Annotated in this window: 17 protein-coding genes; 8 read left to right on the forward strand and 9 right to left on the reverse strand. The window is 62.9% G+C overall.

Translation table 11 applies throughout. The features are described from left to right. Positions 1-80: 80 nt before the first annotated feature. The 3 genes from trmA to OO306_RS25500 all read right to left on the reverse strand — a co-directional run bounded on the left by trmA (position 81) and on the right by OO306_RS25500 (position 3999). Entirely contained in the window at positions 81-1166 is a 1086-nt protein-coding gene (trmA, locus tag OO306_RS25490) for a tRNA (uridine(54)-C5)-methyltransferase TrmA (protein WP_099430439.1), read from the reverse strand. Beyond that, complete coding sequence (locus OO306_RS25495) at positions 1163-2458, reverse strand: NCS2 family permease (RefSeq protein WP_265970198.1); 1296 nt, start codon at positions 2456-2458, stop codon at positions 1163-1165. The genes trmA and OO306_RS25495 overlap by 4 nt, the downstream gene beginning before the upstream one ends. Positions 2459-2778: 320 nt before the next feature. Next, a complete protein-coding gene (locus OO306_RS25500) occupies positions 2779-3999 on the reverse strand; it encodes an MFS transporter (protein WP_027595436.1) in 1221 nt (406 codons plus the stop codon). 354 nt (positions 4000-4353) lie between these two features. On the opposite strand from OO306_RS25500, the gene OO306_RS25505 reads away from it, so the two are divergent. Genes OO306_RS25505 through OO306_RS25515 form a run of 3 tightly spaced genes read left to right on the forward strand, consistent with a single transcriptional unit; the run spans position 4354 to position 6966 of the window. Beyond that, positions 4354-5790 carry a cytochrome ubiquinol oxidase subunit I gene (locus tag OO306_RS25505; protein ID WP_027595435.1) on the forward strand — a complete coding sequence of 479 codons (1437 nt, stop codon included), beginning with the start codon at positions 4354-4356 and terminating at the stop codon, positions 5788-5790. 3 nt (positions 5791-5793) lie between these two features. Continuing rightward, positions 5794-6801 (forward strand): cytochrome d ubiquinol oxidase subunit II, encoded by a 1008-nt coding sequence (gene cydB / locus OO306_RS25510; RefSeq protein WP_027595434.1) that lies wholly within the window; start codon positions 5794-5796, stop codon positions 6799-6801. A 9-nt stretch (positions 6802-6810) separates the two neighbouring features. After that, the gene (locus OO306_RS25515) at positions 6811-6966 is read left to right on the forward strand and encodes a DUF2474 domain-containing protein (protein ID WP_081717522.1); all 156 of its coding nucleotides are present in this window, start codon (positions 6811-6813) and stop codon (positions 6964-6966) included. Between the two features lie 155 nt (positions 6967-7121). Here OO306_RS25515 and OO306_RS25520 read toward each other — a convergent pair whose 3' ends face one another. After that, a complete protein-coding gene (locus tag OO306_RS25520; protein ID WP_265970199.1) occupies positions 7122-8246 on the reverse strand; it encodes a methyltransferase in 1125 nt (374 codons plus the stop codon). A 96-nt stretch (positions 8247-8342) separates the two neighbouring features. Then, a complete protein-coding gene (locus OO306_RS25525; RefSeq protein ID WP_265970200.1) occupies positions 8343-9050 on the reverse strand; it encodes an autoinducer binding domain-containing protein in 708 nt (235 codons plus the stop codon). A gap of 213 nt (positions 9051-9263) precedes the next feature. Between OO306_RS25525 and OO306_RS25530 the strand changes: the two genes are divergently transcribed. Next, positions 9264-10040, forward strand: a complete 777-nt coding sequence (locus tag OO306_RS25530; protein WP_099430436.1) for a ferredoxin--NADP reductase — start codon at positions 9264-9266, stop codon at positions 10038-10040. Between the two features lie 32 nt (positions 10041-10072). Here the strand turns inward: OO306_RS25530 and mscL are convergent, their stop codons facing one another. Next, the gene (mscL, locus tag OO306_RS25535) at positions 10073-10492 is read right to left on the reverse strand and encodes a large-conductance mechanosensitive channel protein MscL (RefSeq protein WP_027595230.1); all 420 of its coding nucleotides are present in this window, start codon (positions 10490-10492) and stop codon (positions 10073-10075) included. A gap of 176 nt (positions 10493-10668) precedes the next feature. Here mscL and radA point away from each other — a divergent pair, with 176 nt between their 5' ends. Next, positions 10669-12039, forward strand: a complete 1371-nt coding sequence (gene radA, locus OO306_RS25540; RefSeq protein ID WP_027595231.1) for a DNA repair protein RadA — start codon at positions 10669-10671, stop codon at positions 12037-12039. 231 nt (positions 12040-12270) lie between these two features. Here the strand turns inward: radA and OO306_RS25545 are convergent, their stop codons facing one another. Together OO306_RS25545 and OO306_RS25550 are read right to left on the reverse strand one after the other, a co-directional pair. After that, a complete protein-coding gene (locus OO306_RS25545; protein WP_033694267.1) occupies positions 12271-13788 on the reverse strand; it encodes a nucleobase:cation symporter-2 family protein in 1518 nt (505 codons plus the stop codon). A 265-nt stretch (positions 13789-14053) separates the two neighbouring features. Continuing rightward, entirely contained in the window at positions 14054-14416 is a 363-nt protein-coding gene (locus OO306_RS25550; protein ID WP_027595233.1) for a PilZ domain-containing protein, read from the reverse strand. 164 nt (positions 14417-14580) lie between these two features. On the opposite strand from OO306_RS25550, the gene OO306_RS25555 reads away from it, so the two are divergent. The 3 genes from OO306_RS25555 (at position 14581) to yjiA (ending at position 17918) form a co-directional block, all read left to right on the forward strand. Further along, entirely contained in the window at positions 14581-16647 is a 2067-nt protein-coding gene (locus OO306_RS25555; RefSeq protein ID WP_012274172.1) for a carbon starvation CstA family protein, read from the forward strand. 17 nt (positions 16648-16664) lie between these two features. Continuing rightward, positions 16665-16862 carry a YbdD/YjiX family protein gene (locus OO306_RS25560; protein WP_027595234.1) on the forward strand — a complete coding sequence of 66 codons (198 nt, stop codon included), beginning with the start codon at positions 16665-16667 and terminating at the stop codon, positions 16860-16862. Between the two features lie 78 nt (positions 16863-16940). Beyond that, on the forward strand, positions 16941-17918 hold the full coding sequence (gene yjiA / locus OO306_RS25565) for a GTPase (protein WP_027595235.1): 978 nt from the start codon (positions 16941-16943) through the stop codon (positions 17916-17918). On the opposite strand, the gene OO306_RS25570 is transcribed toward yjiA, so the two are convergent. Continuing rightward, entirely contained in the window at positions 17878-19365 is a 1488-nt protein-coding gene (locus OO306_RS25570; RefSeq protein WP_265970201.1) for a methylenetetrahydrofolate reductase C-terminal domain-containing protein, read from the reverse strand. The two genes, yjiA and OO306_RS25570, sit on opposite strands and share 41 nt — an antisense overlap. Between the last annotated feature and the right edge of the window lie 390 nt (positions 19366-19755).

Here is a 19755-nt window from a genome sequence, read left to right on the forward strand (position 1 = left end):
GCTCCTACAAGGACCGCGTGATCCCTGTAGGAGCGGCCTTGTGCCGCGAAGGGCTGCAAAGCAGCCCCAATTTCTACCAATCAACGCCGAACCAGCAAAACCCCACTTTCCATGTGATGGGTATACGGGAACTGGTCAAACAACGCACAACGCTCGATGCGGTGTGTGTCCTGCAACTGCTCGATGTTCGCCGCCAGCGTTTCCGGATTGCACGAGATGTACAAAATCCGCTCGAAGCGCCGGGTCAGCTCGCAGGTATCCGGGTCCATCCCCGCACGCGGCGGGTCGACGAACACGGTACCGAACGCGTAACTTTTCAGGTCGATCCCTTCCAGCCGACGGAACGGGCGCACGTCATTCAGCGCCTGGGTCAGCTCTTCAGCCGACAGCCGCACCAAGCGCACGTTATCCACACCGTTCTCATCAAGGTTGCTCAGCGCAGCATTGACCGAGGTCTTGCTGATCTCGGTGGCCAGCACTTGGCGCGCACGGGTGGCCAGTGGCAGGGTGAAGTTGCCGTTGCCGCAATACAGCTCCAGCAGGTCATCCTCGCGCTCGCCCATGGCGTCGAACGCCCAGCTCAGCATCTTCTGGTTCACCGCGCCGTTAGGCTGGGTGAACGCGCCTTCCGGCTGGCGATAGCTGAACACACGGCCCGCCACGTCCAGTTTCTCTACCGCGTAATCACGGCCAATCACCAGGCGCTTGCCCTTGGAGCGGCCGATCAGGCTTACCCCCAGTTCTTCGGCCAACTGCCGCGCCGCCACTTCCCAGGCCTCGTCCAGCGGGCGGTGGTAGCACATCGTGACCATCGCATCGCCGGCCAGTGTGGTGAGGAACTCCACCTGGAACAGGCGATTGCTCAGTGCCTCGCTGGCCTGCCAGGCCGCCTTCAGGCGCGGCATCAAGTCATTGATGCGCTCGCTGGCGATGGGGAAGTCGTCAATCAGGATCGCCTTGTGCTTCTCGCCCGGGGCGAACATCGCGTAGTGGCGCTGGCCGTCCTCGCGCCACAGGCGGAACTCGGCGCGCAGGCGATAGTGCTCGCGCGGCGAATCGAAAACAGCCGGTTCCGGCGCGCCGAACGGCGCCAGCAGCGCGCGCAGCCGGGCAACCTTGGCGTCCAGCTGGGTGGCGTAGGAGGAGGGGTCGAAAGCAGCACTCATGCGTTGAACCAGCCCAGCTTGATGACGAACAGGATGGAAAGGATCACCAGGGCCGGGTTCAGGTCGCGGTGGCGACCCGAGATCAGCTTGACGGCGGTCCAGGAAATGAAGCCGAAGGCGATGCCGTTAGCGATCGAGTAGGTCAGCGGCATGGCCAGGGCGGTCACCACCACAGGTGCGGCTTCGGTGACGTCGTCCCAGTTTATTTCCGCCAGGCCCGAGGCCATCAGCACGGCGACGAACAGCAGCGCTGGCGCCGTGGCGAAGGCCGGTACGCTACCGGCCAGCGGTGCGAAGAACAGCGCCAGCAGGAACAGCACCGCAACCACGACGGCAGTCAGGCCGGTGCGCCCGCCCGCGCTCACGCCGGCAGCCGATTCGATGTAGCTGGTGGTGGTCGAGGTGCCCAGCAGCGAGCCGGCCATGGCGGCGGTGCTGTCGGCGATCAGGGCGCGGCCCATCTTCGGCATGTGGCCGTCCTTGCCCATCAGGCCGGCGCGTTTGGCCACGCCGATCAGGGTGCCGGAGTTGTCGAACAGGTCGACGAACAGGAAGGCGAAGATGACGCTGACCAGGCCCACATCCAAGGCACCGGCGATGTCCAGCTGGAGGAAGGTCGGTGCCAGCGATGGCGGCATGGACACGACGCCGGCGAACGGCGTCACGCCCATCGCGATCGCGGCGATGGTCACGGCCAGAATGCCGATCAGCACCGCGCCGCGAACCTTCAGCGATTCGAGGCCGACGATCAGGAAGAAGCCCAGGGTGGCGAGGATCGGCGCCGGCTGCTTGAGGTCGCCCAGGCCTACCAGGGTGGCCGGGTTATCGACGACGATGCCTGCGTTATGCAGGGCGATCAGCGCCAGGAACAAGCCGATACCGGCGGCAATGGCCGAGCGCAGCGGCAGTGGGATGCTGTTCACGATCCATTCGCGAATGCGGAAGATCGACAGCAGGAAGAACATCACCGCCGACAGGAACACCGCGCCCAGCGCGACCTGCCAGGTGTGGCCCATGTGCAGGACCACGGTGTAGGTGAAGAAGGCGTTCAGGCCCATGCCCGGCGCCAGGGCGATCGGGTAGTTGGCGATCAGGCCCATGGTCGTCGAGCCGATGGCCGCGGCCAGGCAGGTGGCGACGAAGATCGCACCTTTGTCCATGCCGGTCTCGCCGAGGATGCTCGGGTTGACGAACAGGATGTAGGCCATGGCCAGGAAGGTGGTGACGCCCGCAAGAATCTCGGTGCGCACATTGGTGTTGTGTGCTTTTAGTTGAAACAGCCTTTCCAGCATGCCCGCTCCCCAAGGCGCCCCCGGCGCCGTGATTTGTATCGACCCCATCAGCAAAGCACAGACCGTACCGGTTGCCGTGGTTTTATCTGGGGCGGAAAAAAGCCGCGCATCATACCAGCATGCATGGCGGGGGCCTATGGCCATTGGGGAATGGGATTTTGCAAACCCACGCCACCCTCAACGCCTGTGCTGAAAACCGTGTAGGAGCAGCCTTGTGCTGCGAAGAGGCCGGTCTGACAGACGATTCTTTATGGCAGTAAGGGCCTCTTCGCAGCACAAGGCTGCTCCTACAAGGCTCCGCGCAGGGCCTGGGCCGGTGATCAGCCGCTGTGCAACCGATCGCGTTTGGCCAACGTTGGGAACAGTTTTATCCACACCCCGGTCACCACCAGCGTGCCCACGCCACCGAGCACCACCGCCGGCACTGTGCCAAACCAGTGCGCCGTGACCCCGGATTCGAACTCGCCGAGCTGGTTCGAGGCACCGATGAACAAGCCGTTGACGGCGCTCACCCGCCCGCGCATTTCATCTGGCGTTTCCAGCTGCACGAATGAACTGCGAATGACCATGCTGATCATATCCGCCGCACCCAACACCACCAGCACCGCCAGCGAGAACCAGAACGACGTCGACAGGCCAAACGCGATGGTCGCCACGCCAAATACGCCCACCGCTGTGAACATGGTGCGCCCGACCTTGCGCTCGAACGGGAAGCGCGCCAGCCACAGCGACATCAGCAACGCGCCCACCGCCGGTGCCGAGCGCAGCAGGCCCAGGCCCCAGGGGCCGGTGAGCAGGATGTCCTTGGCGAACACCGGCAACAGCGCGGTCGCGCCGCCCAGCAGCACGGCGAACAGGTCGAGCGAAATGGCCCCGAGGATGTCTGGCCGGCTGCGGATAAAGCGAATACCGGCCAATAGCGACTCCAGGCTGGCACGGCCGCGTTGGGCCACTTGCTGGCGCGCGTCCAGGCTCAAGGTCAGCACGCAAGCGATGGCGTACAGCCCTACGGTCGGCCCATACACCCAGATGCTGCCAAAGGCATACAGCAAGCCGCCCACCGCGGGGGCGACGATGGTGGCGGCCTGGGTCGCCGAGGCCGAGGCTGCCACTGCCCGGGGGAACAACCCCGGCGGCACGACGTTGGGCAGCAGGGCTTGGGTGGCCGGCATCTCGAACGAACGCGTCGCGCCCAGCAGGAAGGCCAGGGCGAAAATCAGCTCGCGGCTGACGTTGTCGGTGGCGCTGCCCACCGCCAGCGCCAGGGCAATCAACCCCTGCAGGCTCTGGCACAGGGCGGCGACCTTGCGCCGGTCATAGCGGTCGGCAACATGCCCGGTGTGCAGCATGAACAGCACGCGCGGGGCGAATTCGACCAGGCCGACCAGGCCCAGGTCGAGCACATTGCCGGTGAGCTGGTAGAGGTGCCAACCGATGGCCACGGTGAGCATCTGGAAGCCGCTGGCGGTAAACACACGGGCCAGCCAGAAGGCGATGAAGGGGCGATGATGACGCAACAACTGCGGTGCGGAATCGGACATCGGAAACCTGTGGCCTCGGCGCAGTAGAGGGGGCGGCAGATTATCATCTGTTTGTAACAAGCAGTTACTGTTTGCCGTAATCGGCACTTTTTCACGGTTTATGTAAGAGGGTGGGGCAACGGGTCACGCGGCAATCAACCACACGGCCCGCCTGGCCATTCAGGACTATGCTTCCAGTCAGTCGTTGACCTGGATCAATCGTTGTAAATGCAACGATCAGCCGACGATGTGGCCTTTGGGCCGGAATCCCTGCGATTGCACAGAACAATTCCAACTCGCCGCACTCGATACCGTGGGGGCAGTAGGCGCCAGGGCCACGAGCCCGAACGCCGGATTATCTGAAGAGGAAGCACTATGTTCGGTTTAGAGGCCCTAGATCTCGCCCGAATCCAGTTTGCATTTACCGTGTCCTTTCACATCCTGTTCCCGGCCATCACCATTGGCTTGGCGAGCTATCTGGCGGTCCTCGAAGGCCTTTGGCTGCGGACCCACAACCAGGTCTACCGTGACCTCTACCACTTCTGGTCGAAAATCTTCGCCGTCAACTTCGGCATGGGCGTGGTTTCTGGCCTGGTCATGGCCTATCAGTTCGGCACCAACTGGAGCCGCTTCTCCGATTTCGCCGGCGCCGTCACTGGCCCCTTGCTCACCTATGAGGTGCTGACGGCGTTCTTCCTCGAGGCAGGCTTCCTGGGCGTCATGCTGTTTGGCTGGAACCGTGTCGGCCGCGGCCTGCACTTCTTCGCCACAGTCATGGTGGCGCTCGGCACGCTGGTCTCGACCTTCTGGATCCTGGCCTCCAACAGCTGGATGCAGACCCCGCAAGGCCACGAGATCATCGATGGCCGCGTGGTACCGGTGGACTGGCTGGCGGTGATCTTCAACCCCTCGTTCCCCTACCGGTTGATGCACATGGCCACGGCCGCGTTCGTCGCCACTGCCTTCTTCGTCGGCGCCTCGGCGGCCTGGCACTTGCTGCGCGGGCGTGACAACCCGGCCGTGCGCAAGATGCTGTCGATGGCCATGTGGATGGCGCTGATCGTTGCGCCGATCCAAGCGGTGATCGGTGACTTCCACGGGCTCAACACGCTCAAGCACCAGCCGGTGAAAATCGCCGCCATCGAGGGCCATTGGGAGAACGTGCCGGGCGAACCGACCCCGTTGATCCTGTTCGGCATCCCCGACATGAAAGCCGAGACCACGCGCTTCAAGGTCGAGATCCCAGCCCTCGGCAGCCTGATCCTGACCCACAGCCTGGACAAGCAAGTGCCCGCGATGAAGGAATTCCCGGCAGCGGACCGGCCCAACTCGACCATCGTGTTCTGGTCGTTCCGGGTCATGGTCGGGCTTGGCTTCCTGATGATCTTCGTGGGCCTGTGGAGCCTGTGGCTGCGCAAGCGCGGCACGCTCTACAGCTCCAGGCCGTTCCTGTACCTGACCCTGTGGATGGGGCCTTCCGGCCTGATCGCCATCCTGGCCGGCTGGTTCACTACCGAAATCGGCCGCCAGCCGTGGGTGGTGTATGGCCTGATGCGCACCTCCGAAGGGGTCTCCAACCACAGTTACGTTCAGCTCGGCTTTACCCTGGTGGCGTTCGTGGTGGTGTACTTCGCCCTGTTCGGCACCGGCCTCGGCTACATGATGCGCCTGGTGCGCAAAGGGCCGAAGACGGGCGAGGGTGATGAACCCAACCCAGGTGGCCCAGGCCAGAAACGCACGCCGGCGCGGCCGCTGTCCGCCGCCGATGATGGCCATGAGGCCAACACCGTCAGCCTGAGCAAGGGGAACTGAGCCATGGGTATCGACCTTCCGCTGATCTGGGCCGTGATCATCATCTTCGGCGTCATGATGTACGTGGTGATGGATGGTTTCGACCTGGGCATCGGCATGCTCTTCCCCTTCGTCAAGGGCGAGCGTGACCGTGATGTGATGATGAACACCGTCGCCCCCGTGTGGGACGGCAACGAGACCTGGCTGGTGCTGGGCGGCGCCGGGCTGTTCGGGGCTTTCCCGATGGCCTATTCGGTGGTACTCGAAGCCTTGTACCTGCCGCTGATCCTCATGCTGATCGGCTTGATCTTCCGCGGCGTGGCCTTCGAGTTCCGTTTCAAGGCCAAGGATGACAAGCGGCACATCTGGGACAAGGCGTTCATTTGGGGTTCGTTGATCGCGACCTTCTTTCAGGGCGTTGCGCTGGGCGCGTTCATCGAGGGCTTCAAGGTGGTTGACCGCCACTATGCCGGTGGCACCCTCGACTGGCTGACCCCGTTCAGCGTGTTCAGCGGGTTGGGCCTGATCGTCGCCTACACCCTGCTGGGCTGCACCTGGCTGATCATGAAGACCGAAGGGCCGCTGCAATTGCAGATGCATGACCTGGCCAAGCCGCTAGCGCTGGTGCTGCTGGTGGTGATCGGTATCGTCAGCCTGTGGACGCCGATCGCCTACCCGCAAATCGCCGACCGCTGGTTCAGCATGCCTAACCTGATCTGGTTCATGCCGGTGCCTATCCTGGTGCTGGTGACCTTCTACGGGTTGCTCAAGGCGGTCGCGCGCAATGCCAACTACACGCCGTTCCTGCTGACCCTGGTGCTGATCTTCCTTGGCTACAGCGGCCTGGGCATCAGTGTGTGGCCGAACATCATCCCGCCGTCGATCTCGATCTGGGATGCCGCGGCGCCGCCGCAGAGCCAAGGGTTCATGCTGGTGGGTACGTTGTTCATCCTGCCGTTCATCCTGGGGTACACCTTCTGGAGCTACTACGTGTTCCGCGGCAAGGTGACCCATGAAGACGGCTATCACTAGGAGGCGCGCATGATGACCGGCAAGCATGGCTTGGAAGAGAAGAAGCCACTGTGGCAGCGCCTGGGTTGGCTGGTGCTGATCTGGGCAATGAGTGTGGCGGCCCTGGGTGTGGCGGCCTATGTGATGCGCCTGTTCATGGGGGCAGCAGGCCTCACCACCCATTGATCAAAAGGGTTTAGCCCTTCCTTGTAGGAGCAGCCTTGTGCTGCGAAGAGGCCAGTGGCAGCACGTAGATTTTCGCTGCTGTCACCGGCCTCTTCGCAGCACAAGGCTGCTCCTACCTGGGTTGCGAATGCCTGAATTTAGGCAGTCGCAGATTGTTACTTGCGGGCTTTGAGGATCACGAACTTCGGCGTCGCCGCTACTTGTTCAACCCCGCGGAACAGCCGCGCCAGTTTGCTGTGGTAACCCAGGTGGCGGTTACCGACGATGTACAGCGCACCCCCCACCACCAATGCCTCGCGGGCCTGCTGGAACATGCGCCAGGCCAGGAAGTCGCCGACCACTTGCTGTTGGTGGAACGGCGGGTTGCACAGCACCACGTCCAGCGATTGTTTTTCCACCCCGGCCAAGCCATCGGCCGCCAGCATCACTGCCGGGCGCTCGCCCAGCGCTGCCTGCCAGTTTTCGCGGGCCGATTGCACCGCCATGTACGATTCGTCGACCAGCGTGTAATGCGCCTCAGGGTTATCCAGGGCACTGGCGATCGCCAACACGCCGTTGCCACAGCCCAGGTCCGCAACACGGGCGGCGCCCAGGTTGCGCGGCAGGTGCGGGAGAAACGCACGGGTGCCGATATCCAGGCCATCGCGGCAGAACACATTGGCGTGGTTGACCAGTTCCAGCGCCGGCGATTCGAGCTGATAGCGGCTAGGGTAGGGCGAGCGCGCAGTCGGGCGCTCGGCAACGGTGGCCGTCAGCAGGCGGGCCTTTTTTTGCGCCAGCGAGGCCTGTACCGGGCCGATGTACTTCTCCATCAGGTCACCCGCCGCGCGTGGCAGGTGCTTGATCATCGCCCCGGCGATCACCTGCGCGCCGGGCGCCAGGTGGCCCTGCAGGCGGATGAGTTGCTCTTCGAGCAAGGCCAGGGTCTTGGGCACACGCACCAGTACCCGGTCGAACGGGCCCTGCCACGGCTCACTGGCCGGCACGAACGGCACGCTGTCGAACGGCTTGCCGTTGCGGGCGAGGTTTTTTTCCAGGGCCAGGTGCGCCAGGTGCGAGTCGCCGCTGCTGACCACCGCAAGTTGCCCAGCCAAGCTGGCAGCCAAGGCGCCAAAGCTGTCATTGAGCACCAGTACCCGGCAGTTCGCGTCAGGCGCCTGCTCATGCAGTTGCGCGAGCAGGTACTCGTCGGCGGCATCGAAGGCCTGCAGCGGGTCGTTGGCCTGGTCCGGCTGGCGGATCAGGTCGAGTTCGGCGTAGGGGGTGGTCAACAAGGGCATGGCGTCTGGCTCGGGTACGAATCTGCCCGTTGCGGATCGCCACGGGCTTTGCCGCGCAATTCTACAGGGCTTTGCCGATGGTCGCAGAAATGGCTGTCAGATCCACCCACGCAGGGCGGCAATGGCGATGGCGCCGGCCTTGTTGGCGGCGTTGGTCTTGGTGATCACGCTGCGGATGTGGAAGTTTACCGTGCTTTGCGACAGCGACAGGATGCAGGCGACGTCGGCGGCAGTCTTGCCGGCGGCCGACCATTTCAGCACTTCCAGTTCCCGCTCGCTCATTTTCGGCTGGGGTGGGCAGAGGGCGTTCAGGTGGTGCTCGCACAGCACGGCGTGCAGGGTGTGGCACAGCCACTGCACGCTGCCGCCTTTTTCATAGAGTTCGTTGATCGCTATTCTGCCCGCCGGCCTGGCGACGCTCACCTGGCTCTCGTTGTGTTGCACGTCGTGCAGCGACTGCGTCCAGCCATGACGCAGGCCATGTTCGCAGGCTACTTCGCGAAAGTGCGGGGCTTCACGGTACAGCTCGTCGGTCCAGAGTACGGGCATGGTTTGGCAATGGCTTACGCGTGCGGCAGGGTCCTGCATGTAGAGCTCATCGCGCTGATAGCGCTCGATCCACTCGGTGGGGTAGTTGCTGTAGAGGTACACCCGGGGCGTCTGGGTGGCAATCTGGATGCGGATGTTCAGCCCGAGGTGTTGCATGCCCAGGTCCTGCACCAGGTGCACAGCGATATCGAACAACTTCCGTGGGGATCGCTCGCTGACAAAATGGTGAAGATGCTCAGGCTTCCAGTGATGCATCCGTAACACTCCGAAGGGGCAACAGGATCCAATCCGTTTGCATACCCGCATCATTGTAGGAAAAGACCTAGTGTGGCGTTGGGATTTTTTGTTATAGCGATCAGGATTATCTGCGTCATCGGCAGCATCGGCGTGGTGAGGCCTTACAAACCGGTGGTTTTTATCCAGGCCGCTTTGCGCGACACTGTGCGCACGTCAACCTTGGAGCCCGATATGACCGCCAGCGCCGAAAAGTTCACCCGCCAGACACTGCTCGATGTTCAGCCATTGACGCCGAACCTCTTCAGCCTGCGGGTCACGCGCGATTCGGGTTTTCGCTTCCGTGCCGGCCAGTTCGCTCGCCTTGGCGTGACCAAGGCCGATGGCAGTGTAGTCTGGCGCGCCTATTCCATGGTCAGCGCTCCCCATGACGAGTACCTCGACTTCTTCTCGATCGTGGTGCCCGGGGGGGAGTTCACAAGTGAACTGAGCCGGTTGGGCGCAGGTGACAGCTTGCTGATCGACCGGCAGGCCTTTGGTTTTCTGACCCTCGATCGCTTCATCGGCGGCCGCGACCTGTGGCTGCTGGCCACTGGCACCGGCATCGCACCGTTCATGTCCATCCTGCAGGACTTCGAGGCCTGGGAGCGGTTTGACAGCATCAAACTGGTGTACTCGGTACGCGAGGCGAAGGAGCTGGCCTACGTGGACGACATTGCCGGGTTGGAGCAACGTGATTACCTGGCCGAGTTTGCCGGCAAGTTGCAGTTCATTCCGGTGGTCACGCGCGAGCAGCACCCCGGTGCGTTGAATGCACGTATTACCACGCTGATCGAGAATGGTGAGCTGGAGAAGGCGGCGGGGCTGGAACTGTCGCCCGAGCATTCGCGCATCATGCTCTGCGGTAACCCGGAGATGATCGATGAAACCCGAAAGGTGCTCAAGGCGCGTGACCTGCAGTTGAGCCTGAGCAAGCGGCCGGGGCAGGTGGCGGTGGAAAACTACTGGTAACGCACGGGGCCGCAATGCGGCCCCAGTACGTTTCAGGGCAAGCGGTTCTGGTTCTGCGTCTTGAGCAGGTCACGAATCTCGGTCAGCAGCGTTTCTTCAGCGCTTGGCACGGGCGGCGCGCTCGGTGCCACCGCTTCTTCGCGCTTCAGGCGGTTGATCGCCTTCACACCCATGAAGATGGCAAACGCAACGATCACGAAGTCGATCACGGTCTGGATGAACTTGCCGTAGGCCAGCACCACCGCCGGAATGTCACCTTCTGCAGCCTTCAAGGTAATCGCCAGGTCACTGAAGTCCACGCCTCCGATCAACAACCCCAGTGGCGGCATGACAACGTCACCCACGAAGGACGAGACGATCTTGCCGAAGGCCGCGCCGATGATGATACCGACCGCCATGTCGACGACATTGCCTTTGACCGCGAAGGCCTTGAACTCACTGATCATGCCCATGTTCGATTCCTTTGTAACAAATGGTGAGGTAAACGCAGTGTAAGCCACTTAAACGCTTCATGCGTGAGGTACAGCCCTAATGACTGTGGTTAGAACGAATAGTTTTGTCGCATCTCGAAGCGTTCGAGACACGTCTCGCTCGGCTATCATGGCGGTTTTTCCAGGAGAATCCGCCCATGGCCAAGGCCAAGCGCTTGTATGGCTGCACCGAGTGCGGCGCGACCTTTCCCAAATGGGCAGGCCAGTGCGGTGAATGCGGGGCCTGGAACACCCTGGTCGAAACCATGATCGAAAGCGGCGGCGCGGCTGCGCCCAGCAGCGGCCGTGCCGGCTGGACCGGGCAGCAGGCGCAGATCAAGACACTGGCCGAAGTCAGTGTGGAAGAAATCCCGCGTTTTACCACCAGCAGCACCGAACTGGACCGCGTATTGGGCGGCGGCTTGGTCGACGGCTCGGTGGTGCTGATCGGGGGTGACCCAGGCATCGGCAAGTCGACCATCCTGCTGCAGACGTTGTGCAACATCGCAGTGCAGATGCCCGCGCTGTACGTCACCGGCGAAGAGTCGCAACAGCAGGTGGCCATGCGCTCGCGCCGCCTGGGCCTGCCCCAGGACCAGCTCAAGGTGATGACCGAAACCTGCATCGAGACCATCATCGCCACGGCCCGTGTGGAAAAACCCCGGGTCATGGTCATCGACTCGATCCAGACCATTTTCACCGAACAACTGCAATCGGCGCCCGGCGGCGTGGCCCAGGTGCGCGAGAGCACGGCATTGCTGGTGCGCTACGCCAAGCAGAGCGGCACGGCGATTTTCCTGGTCGGCCACGTCACCAAGGAAGGCTCGCTGGCCGGGCCGCGCGTGCTCGAGCACATGGTCGATACGGTGCTGTATTTCGAAGGTGAGTCCGATGGCCGCCTGCGGCTTCTGCGGGCGGTTAAGAACCGTTTTGGCGCGGTCAACGAACTGGGCGTGTTCGGCATGACCGACCGCGGCCTCAAGGAGGTCTCGAACCCGTCGGCGATCTTCCTCAACCGTACCCAGGAAGAAGTGCCGGGCAGTGTGGTGATGGCCACCTGGGAGGGCACGCGGCCGATGCTGGTTGAGGTGCAGGCGCTGGTCGATGACAGCCACCTGGCCAACCCGCGTCGGGTGACCCTGGGCCTGGATCAGAACCGGTTGGCCATGTTGCTGGCGGTGCTGCACCGCCACGGCGGCATTCCCACCCACGACCAGGACGTGTTCCTTAACGTGGTGGGCGGGGTGAAGGTACTCGAAACCGCGTCTGACCTGGCGTTGCTGGCTGCGGTGATGTCCAGCTTGCGCAACCGGCCGTTGGCCCATGGGCTGCTGGTGTTTGGCGAAATTGGCCTGTCGGGTGAGGTGCGGCCGGTGCCCAGCGGCCAGGAGCGGTTGAAAGAGGCGGCCAAGCACGGCTTCAAGCGGGCCATCGTGCCCAAGGGCAATGCGCCGAAGGAACCGCCTGCGGGGTTGCAGGTGATTGCCGTGACCCGGCTGGAGCAGGCTTTGGACGCCCTGTTCGAGTAATCCTGCACCGGCCTCTTCGCGGGGCAAGCCCGCTCCCACAAGGTGGACTGCAAACCTGTAATTCCCTGGACTGCCCCCAAGAAGTTGGACACCAATACAACCCTTGGGGGATCTATGGGCAAGTACACCCTGTGGGAGCGGGCTTGCCCCGCGAAGAGGCCGGTGCAGGCAAACAAAAAGGGGAGCCGACGATGCGCATCGGCTCCCCCCGCGTAACCGCTCAATCAGCGGTCAATGCTCGGCAACCGCACTGCGCCTGGGCGCCTCGTTGCCATGCTCGTCCAGTTCCATCATCGGCACTTCATTACCCTCGGCATCGAACAGCTTGCCCTCCTTGAAGTAGTCGCCATCGCGCAGTGCGGAGATGTCCGAATACTGGATGGTGCGCTCGTAGGCCGCGGCGAACACCGACTGCTGGTCCGAATTACCGGCTGTGAAGTGGTTGAAGATCAGGTTCAGCAGGATGGCCATGATCGCCGCCGAGCTGATGCCGGAGTGGAAGATGGTCTCGAACCAGTTCGGGAAGTGGTGGTAGAAGGTCGGTGCGGCAATCGGGATCATGCCGAAGCCCAGCGAAGCGGCGACGATGATCAGGTTGACGTTGTTCTTGTAGCTGACCTTGGACAGGGTCCGGATGCCGCTGGCCGCCACGGTGCCGAACAGCACGATGCCCGCGCCACCCAGTACCGGGGTGGGTACCGCGGCAATCACCCGGCCCATGATCGGCAGCAGGCCGAGCACCACCAGAATCACGCCACCAGTGGCCACCACATATCGGCTCTTGACCCCGGTCACGGCCACCAGGCCGACGTTCTGGGCGAAGGCACTTTGGGTGAACGAGCCGAAGATCGGCGCCAGGATGCTCGACGCCATGTCGGCACGCAGGCCATTGCCCAGGCGCTTGGAGTCGACCTTGGTTTCAATGATGTCGCCCACCGCAAGGATATCGGCCGAGGTTTCCACCAGGGTCACCATGATCACGATGCACATCGACAGGATCGCGGCGATGTGGAATTCCGGCATGCCGAAGTGGAATGGCGTGGGGAACGCGAACATCGGGCCTTGGGTAACCTTGCTGAAGTCGGTCATGCCCAGCGCCCAGGCAATCAGGGTGCCCACGACCATGGCCAGCAGAATCGAAAGACGAGAGATGGTCGCGCTGCCCAGCTTGCTCAGCAGCAGGACGATGGCGAAGGTCAGCGCCGCGAGGCCGATGTTGGCCATGCTGCCGAACTCCGGCGAGGCGCTGTTGCCGCCCATCACCCAGCGTGCGGCCACTGGCATCAGGGTCAGGCCGATGGTGGTGATGACGATGCCGGTCACCAGCGGCGGGAAGAACTTGGTAATGCGCGAAAACACGGGGGTAATCAGGAAGCCGATGAACGAGGCCGCCATGACCGCGCCCAGCACACCTGGCAGGCCACCGCCGCCCTCGCTGCTGAGGATCGCGCCCATGGTTGCCACGCCAGCGAACGACACGCCCTGCACCAGCGGCAGCTGACAGCCGAAGAACGGCAGGCCCAGCGTCTGCAGCAAGGTGGCCAGGCCACCGGCAAACAACGAGGCGGCGATCAGCATGCCGATCTCGGCACCGTTCAGGCCTGCGGCCTGCCCCAGAATCAGGGGTACCGCGACAATCCCTCCATACATGGTCAACACATGCTGCAGACCATAGGCCAAGTTGGCCCCAAGGCCGAGGTTTTCATCCTCGGGGCGCTTGGCGGGAGACGTGCTAGGGGACGTAGTCATGGAGCAGGCTCTCTGCGTTTATTGTTGTGCCGCTACTGTAGACACTTCCTACAAATGATTGCCACAACAATTGTATACAATATTTTGATCGGAGCGCGAACAAGCAGGCTCGCAAGGTGTGCTAGAGCCCAATGCAGAACGCGTACCAAGTCGACAGAGGCTGTACTAGAGGGGTGTGTACAAAGTACTGCTACCCAGGCTTAAAGCTGTCTGGGTAGACAGGAAACACGGGGTGGGGAGGATGTTAGCTAGCTAAAAGATCCCATTATTCGATGAGTTCACGCAGCTCACGCATCATTTCGGTGCTGTCGGCCACGTTCAATTCCACAAGACGGTGCAAATGGGTCATTGAATCGATGTCGATGTAGAGGCAAACAAAGCCCAGGCGGGTGGGTTCTTCGTGGCGCAGTTCCACTTGCATCTCTACCCGGGTGGAAGGGTCGAGGTGGATAATTGCCTCGAAGTCCTGCGTCAAGTCCGCTTCCCAGTTCGCCGGCCGTTCCACCAGCAGGCCTTTGAGTGAAACGTCCAGCAACTTCGTCGGCCAGCGCTGCAGGCCTTGGCGCAATTCGGTCGTTGCATCGAATTCGATGCGTTGAAAACGGCGGCGTTCGTCGTGATCGCTCATGGGGGACTCTCCGGGTGACAACCTGACTATAGTGAGTATGGTAGGTACATCAGGTACCGCAATCTGGCCGCAGAGGCTCTAGACCAAAGCAAGTGTGGCAATGCGCGATGACTCGCCCTAGACTCGATAGGCGGTCTTTCCAATCCACCAGCTGGAAGCAAACCATGAACAACAATAATAGCCTGCTACGCCATATTCCGTGGCTGGCGCTGGCAGTCATAGGGGCCTGCGCGCTGGGTGTGGTTGCCCTGCGTCGCGGTGAGGCGATCAACGCCTTGTGGATCGTGGTCGCGGCAGTGGCCATCTACTTGGTCGCCTATCGCTACTACAGCCTGTTCATCGCCACCAAGGTGATGCAACTCGACCCTCGCCGCGCTACGCCGGCGGTGCTCAACAACGATGGCCTGGACTACGTCCCGACCAACAAACACATCCTGTTCGGCCACCACTTCGCCGCCATCGCTGGCGCCGGCCCGCTGGTCGGCCCGGTACTCGCCGCGCAGATGGGCTACCTGCCCGGCACACTCTGGCTGATCGCCGGTGTGGTGCTGGCCGGTGCGGTGCAGGACTTCATGGTCCTGTTCATGTCCACCCGCCGCAATGGCCGCTCGCTGGGCGACATGGTGCGCGAGGAAATGGGCCGCATCCCCGGCACCATCGCCTTGTTCGGCTGCTTCCTGATCATGATCATCATCCTCGCGGTGCTGGCGCTGATCGTGGTCAAGGCCCTGGCCGAGAGCCCATGGGGCATGTTCACGGTGATGGCGACCATCCCGATCGCGATGTTCATGGGCATCTACATGCGCTACATCCGCCCGGGCCGCATTGGCGAGATCTCGGTGGTCGGCGTGGTGCTGCTGCTGGCATCGATCTGGCTCGGCGGCGTGATCGCTGCAGACCCGGTCTGGGGCCCGGCGTTCACCTTCACCGGCGTGCAGATCACCTGGATGCTGGTGGGTTATGGCTTCGTCGCTGCCGTACTGCCGGTTTGGCTGGTACTGGCACCGCGTGACTACCTGTCGACCTTCCTCAAGATCGGCACCATCGTGGGCCTGGCCATCGGTATCCTGATCATCGCGCCTGAGCTGAAAATGCCGGCCCTGACCCAGTTCACCGACGGTACCGGCCCGGTCTGGAAGGGCACCCTGTTCCCGTTCCTGTTCATCACCATTGCGTGTGGTGCGGTATCGGGCTTCCATGCGCTGATCTCTTCGGGCACCACGCCCAAGCTGCTGGACAACGAAACCAACGCCCGTTACATCGGCTACGGCGGCATGCTGATGGAATCGTTCGTCGCCATCATGGCCATGGTCGCCGCTTCGGTGATCGAGCCGGGCGTGTACTTCGCCATGAACAGCCCGGCCGCCGTGGTCGGTGCCGACGTGGCGTCGGTGGCGCAGACGGTCAGCAGTTGGGGCTTCCTGATCACCCCTGAGCAGCTCGAAGCGGTCGCCCGCGACATCGGCGAGCACACCATCCTGGCCCGTGCCGGTGGTGCGCCAACCTTGGCGGTGGGTATCGCACAGATCCTTCACCAGGTGCTGCCGGGTGAAAACACCATGGCCTTCTGGTACCACTTCGCGATCCTGTTCGAAGCGTTGTTCATCCTGACCGCCGTGGACGCCGGTACCCGTGCCGGCCGCTTCATGCTGCAAGACCTGCTGGGCAGCTTCGTACCGGCCCTGAAACGCACCGAATCGTGGGGCGCCAACCTGCTCGCCACCGCCGGTTGCGTGGCACTCTGGGGCTACTTGCTGTACCAAGGCGTGATCGACCCGCTGGGTGGCATCAACACCTTGTGGCCGCTGTTCGGTATCTCCAACCAGATGCTGGCCGGTATCGCCTTGATGCTGGGTACCGTGGTGCTGATCAAGATGAAGCGCCAGCGCTACATCTGGGTGACCCTGCTGCCGGCTGTGTGGCTGCTGATTTGCACCACCGCTGCGGGCCTGATCAAGCTGTTCGACCCGAACCCGGCCGTGGGCTTCCTGGCCCTGGCCAAGAAGTACAGCACCGCCCTGGACGCTGGCCAGGTACTGGCCCCGGCCAAGGACATCGGCCAGATGCAGCACGTGATCTTCAACGCCTACACCAACGCGGGCCTGACGATTCTGTTCCTGCTGGTGGTCTTCAGCATCCTGTTCTTCGCCATCAAGGTCGGCTACGCCGCCCTCGGCCGCAAGGAACGCACCGACAAGGAAACCCCGTTCCAGGCGCTGCCTGACGCGTAAACGAGAGGACTGCAGCTATGTTCAACGACCTGGGTCGACTGGGTAAGTACCTGGGGCAGGCAGCCCGCCTGATGGTCGGCATGCCCGACTACGACAACTATGTCGAACACATGCAGAACAAGCACCCGGACAAACCGGTGATGAGCTACGAGGCGTTCTTCCGCGAACGCCAGGAAGCGCGCTACGGTGGCAAGTCCGGGCCCAAGTGCTGTTGAGCCTGCAACACCTGTGAACCTGTGGGAGCCCGGGCAACCGGGCTCCCACAGTCATTTTCAGCTTCAGGAGTACATCGCGTGCAAACGCCTATCCCCGTCACTGTACTGACCGGCTTTCTGGGTGCCGGCAAGACCACCTTGCTCAAGCACATGCTCAAGGCCGAGCACGGCCTGAAGATCGCCGTGATCGAAAACGAGTTCAGCGAGGCCGGCATCGACAGCCAACTGCTGGGTGACGAGCCGGTGCAAGTCATGACCCTGGCCAACGGCTGCGTGTGTTGCAGCATTCATGGCGACCTGACCCGTGCCTTGTACCTGCTGCTGGAACGCCTGGACGCTGGCGAGATCGCCTTCGACCGCCTGGTGATCGAGTGCACCGGCCTTGCCGACCCGGCACCGGTGGCGCAGACCTTTTTCATCGACGAGGACCTGCGTGACCGCTACATCCTCGACGGCATCATCACCTTGGTCGATGCCGCCCATGCCGAGCTGCACCTGACCCAGGCTATCGCCCAGGCCCAGGTCGGTTTTGCCGACCGGCTGTTGCTGAGCAAGACTGACCTGGTCGAGCCGGCGGCGGTGGAGGCCCTGCGTGAGCGGCTGTCGCGCATCAACGGCCGTGCCGCTGTGCGTGTGGTCGAGCACGGGCGCATCGATTTGGCCGAGCTGCTCGATGTGCGCGGTTTCAACCTCAATACCGACTTGGGCGCCAGCCTTAAACCCACCCTGCGCCCGGTGCTCAAACCGGCCACCCCGGACCGCATCTCCACCCTGGTGCTGCGTACCGACACGCCGCTGGACATCGACCGGCTCAGCGACTTCATGAACGAACTGCTGGAAACCCATGGTAAGCAGTTGCTGCGTTACAAGGGCGTGCTGAACATTGCCGGCGAAGACCGTCGCCTGGTGTTTCAGGGCGTGCTGAAACTGTACGGCTTCGACTGGGATGCCGAGTGGGCAGCAGGCGAGGCACGCGAAAGCGTGATGGTGTTTATTGCCGACGAACTGCCCGAGGCTACGATTCGGGCTGGGTTCGAGGCTTTGAGCAAGCCTTGAGCCGCTGAGGTGCCTGAGCCGCGAACCAGGCCGGCCATGAACTGCGGTGGCGGGTTTGCACCTCGATGCACGGGATCAGGCGCTCAGTCAGCACGGCAGTCTGCCGCACGGCCTTGGCGGTGCGGTATTTGACACTGTGGATGCACTCGCGGTCGCCGAATTCGCAGCGGTTCAGCGAGGTACCGCCGCAGGGGCCGTTGGCCAGGCCTTTGGGGCAGGTTTCCGGGCAGATGTAGAGGGTGTCTTCGAGGCGGCAGCGGCCGCAGGTGTCGCAGCCCAGCAACGGGCGTTTCACCGCACGTTCCACCCCGTGCAGCACGCGGGCGCCCGAGGCCGAGGCCCACAGCGGTTGGCGAACGGCCCAGCCGAATGCCTTGCTCAGCCAGTTGTTGCGGCTGAACAGCAGGGCATGGAAGGCGTGCAGCAGGTGGTAGCGCGCTTTTTCTGTGCTCGACGCGCTGACTTTCGACTCGCCCTGGCGCCAGCTCGCTGCTGGGGGGTGGAAGGCCACGGCGGGCAGGCCGGGTACCTGCCAGCTGGCAGCCCAGGCGGGCGCCCACTGTTCCAGCGAATGGAGCTGCGCTTGCCAATGTTCGAGGCGTTCTTCCAGGGCCAGCAACTGCTTGAGTTCGTGAATGCCCGACAGGTGCACACCGGCGTAGCCCATCAACTTCACACCGATGACCTGCAGGGCCAGGCGGTCGACGCTGCGCGCCTGTGCGTACGCCTTGGACACGGCGGCCTCGGCTTCGAGCATGTCGCGCATGGACGGGGTGACGGTCACCCCGGCCACGTGATCGAGCATGGCGGCGCGCCCGTGGGTAAGGCTCATCAGGCACGCCAGCAAAGGTTTCGGGTTGGGCTGACGGTTCATCCACGCCTGGGCTTCCTGATGCTTGCTGGCATCGAAGCCCAGTTGCAGGGTCAGGAAATCGGCCCCTGCGGCGAGTTTTTTCTCGGCTTTGAAGTACTGCGCCCCCCCTTCTTCCTCGCAGTACTTGAACGGGTTGAGGGCGGCACCCAGCAGCCAGTGCGGGCAGGCTTGGCGCGCGATCTGCAGGGCGGCCACCGATTCCAGGTAGCGCACCGGGCGCTGCCCAGGTTGATGGCCGGGCAGGCGGTCGCCGGTGAGCAGCAATAACTGGTCCAGCCCATCGGCGTCCATGCGTTGCAGTTGCGCGAGCAAGTGGTGGCGTTCGCGGTCCTTGCCTGAGAAGTGCGGCAAGGCCGGCACCGGCGAGCTGAAGCTGGCCAGGGCGTCGAGGGGCGACATGTCCAGCGGGCTGCCAACGCGATCACCGATGGCCACCGTCATCGGCCAGCCACACAGGTGCCCGCGGGCCATGATCGCCTGCATGGCGGCGAAGCGTTCCGCCGACGGCTTGGGGACGAACTCCATGACGCAGACGAAGGTTTTTTCGTGCAGCGCCGTTTTCAGCAGGCTCATGGATCGGGCACCGAATTTGGGCAGGGTGGCATTGTGCGGCAAATGGCCGAGAGGGTCATGTCCACATGCGTAGGGCGCTGCTCTGAACAAGACATCCCCGTGCTCTGCACCGGTGTTTTCACGCGCTTCTGTGTAGGAGCAGCCTTGCGCTGCGAAGAGGCCCGTATGCCGGGTAGCGATGTATTAGCCATAAGTGCCTCTTCGCAGCACAAGGCTGCTCCTACAAGGCCCGATGTTCAATGCGAAGTTCGTGATCCTCCAGGCGCGCACGTAAAACTCAGTGACTGCAAAATACAGTCATGCGCACATCTGTGTAGGAGAAGCCTTGCGCTGCGAAGAGGCCCGTGTGCCTGGAAGAGATGTATTAGCAGTAATGGACTCTTCGCAGCT

It is taken from the genome of Pseudomonas sp. DCB_AW (genome assembly GCF_026240895.1).
Classification (GTDB): Bacteria; Pseudomonadota; Gammaproteobacteria; order Pseudomonadales; family Pseudomonadaceae; genus Aquipseudomonas; species Aquipseudomonas kermanshahensis.

What these genes read in the sequence shown, in the direction of transcription:
- trmA (WP_099430439.1), bottom strand. Translation starts at nt 1,166, where the DNA reads ATGAGTGCTGCTTTCGACCCCTCCTCCTACGCCACCCAGCTGGACGCC.
- OO306_RS25495 (WP_265970198.1), bottom strand. Translation starts at nt 2,458, where the DNA reads ATGCTGGAAAGGCTGTTTCAACTAAAAGCACACAACACCAATGTGCGC.
- OO306_RS25500 (WP_027595436.1), bottom strand. Translation starts at nt 3,999, where the DNA reads ATGTCCGATTCCGCACCGCAGTTGTTGCGTCATCATCGCCCCTTCATC.
- OO306_RS25505 (WP_027595435.1), top strand. Translation starts at nt 4,354, where the DNA reads ATGTTCGGTTTAGAGGCCCTAGATCTCGCCCGAATCCAGTTTGCATTT.
- cydB (WP_027595434.1), top strand. Translation starts at nt 5,794, where the DNA reads ATGGGTATCGACCTTCCGCTGATCTGGGCCGTGATCATCATCTTCGGC.
- OO306_RS25515 (WP_081717522.1), top strand. Translation starts at nt 6,811, where the DNA reads ATGATGACCGGCAAGCATGGCTTGGAAGAGAAGAAGCCACTGTGGCAG.
- OO306_RS25520 (WP_265970199.1), bottom strand. Translation starts at nt 8,246, where the DNA reads ATGCCCTTGTTGACCACCCCCTACGCCGAACTCGACCTGATCCGCCAG.
- OO306_RS25525 (WP_265970200.1), bottom strand. Translation starts at nt 9,050, where the DNA reads ATGCATCACTGGAAGCCTGAGCATCTTCACCATTTTGTCAGCGAGCGA.
- OO306_RS25530 (WP_099430436.1), top strand. Translation starts at nt 9,264, where the DNA reads ATGACCGCCAGCGCCGAAAAGTTCACCCGCCAGACACTGCTCGATGTT.
- mscL (WP_027595230.1), bottom strand. Translation starts at nt 10,492, where the DNA reads ATGGGCATGATCAGTGAGTTCAAGGCCTTCGCGGTCAAAGGCAATGTC.
- radA (WP_027595231.1), top strand. Translation starts at nt 10,669, where the DNA reads ATGGCCAAGGCCAAGCGCTTGTATGGCTGCACCGAGTGCGGCGCGACC.
- OO306_RS25545 (WP_033694267.1), bottom strand. Translation starts at nt 13,788, where the DNA reads ATGACTACGTCCCCTAGCACGTCTCCCGCCAAGCGCCCCGAGGATGAA.
- OO306_RS25550 (WP_027595233.1), bottom strand. Translation starts at nt 14,416, where the DNA reads ATGAGCGATCACGACGAACGCCGCCGTTTTCAACGCATCGAATTCGAT.
- OO306_RS25555 (WP_012274172.1), top strand. Translation starts at nt 14,581, where the DNA reads ATGAACAACAATAATAGCCTGCTACGCCATATTCCGTGGCTGGCGCTG.
- OO306_RS25560 (WP_027595234.1), top strand. Translation starts at nt 16,665, where the DNA reads ATGTTCAACGACCTGGGTCGACTGGGTAAGTACCTGGGGCAGGCAGCC.
- OO306_RS25570 (WP_265970201.1), bottom strand. Translation starts at nt 19,365, where the DNA reads ATGAGCCTGCTGAAAACGGCGCTGCACGAAAAAACCTTCGTCTGCGTC.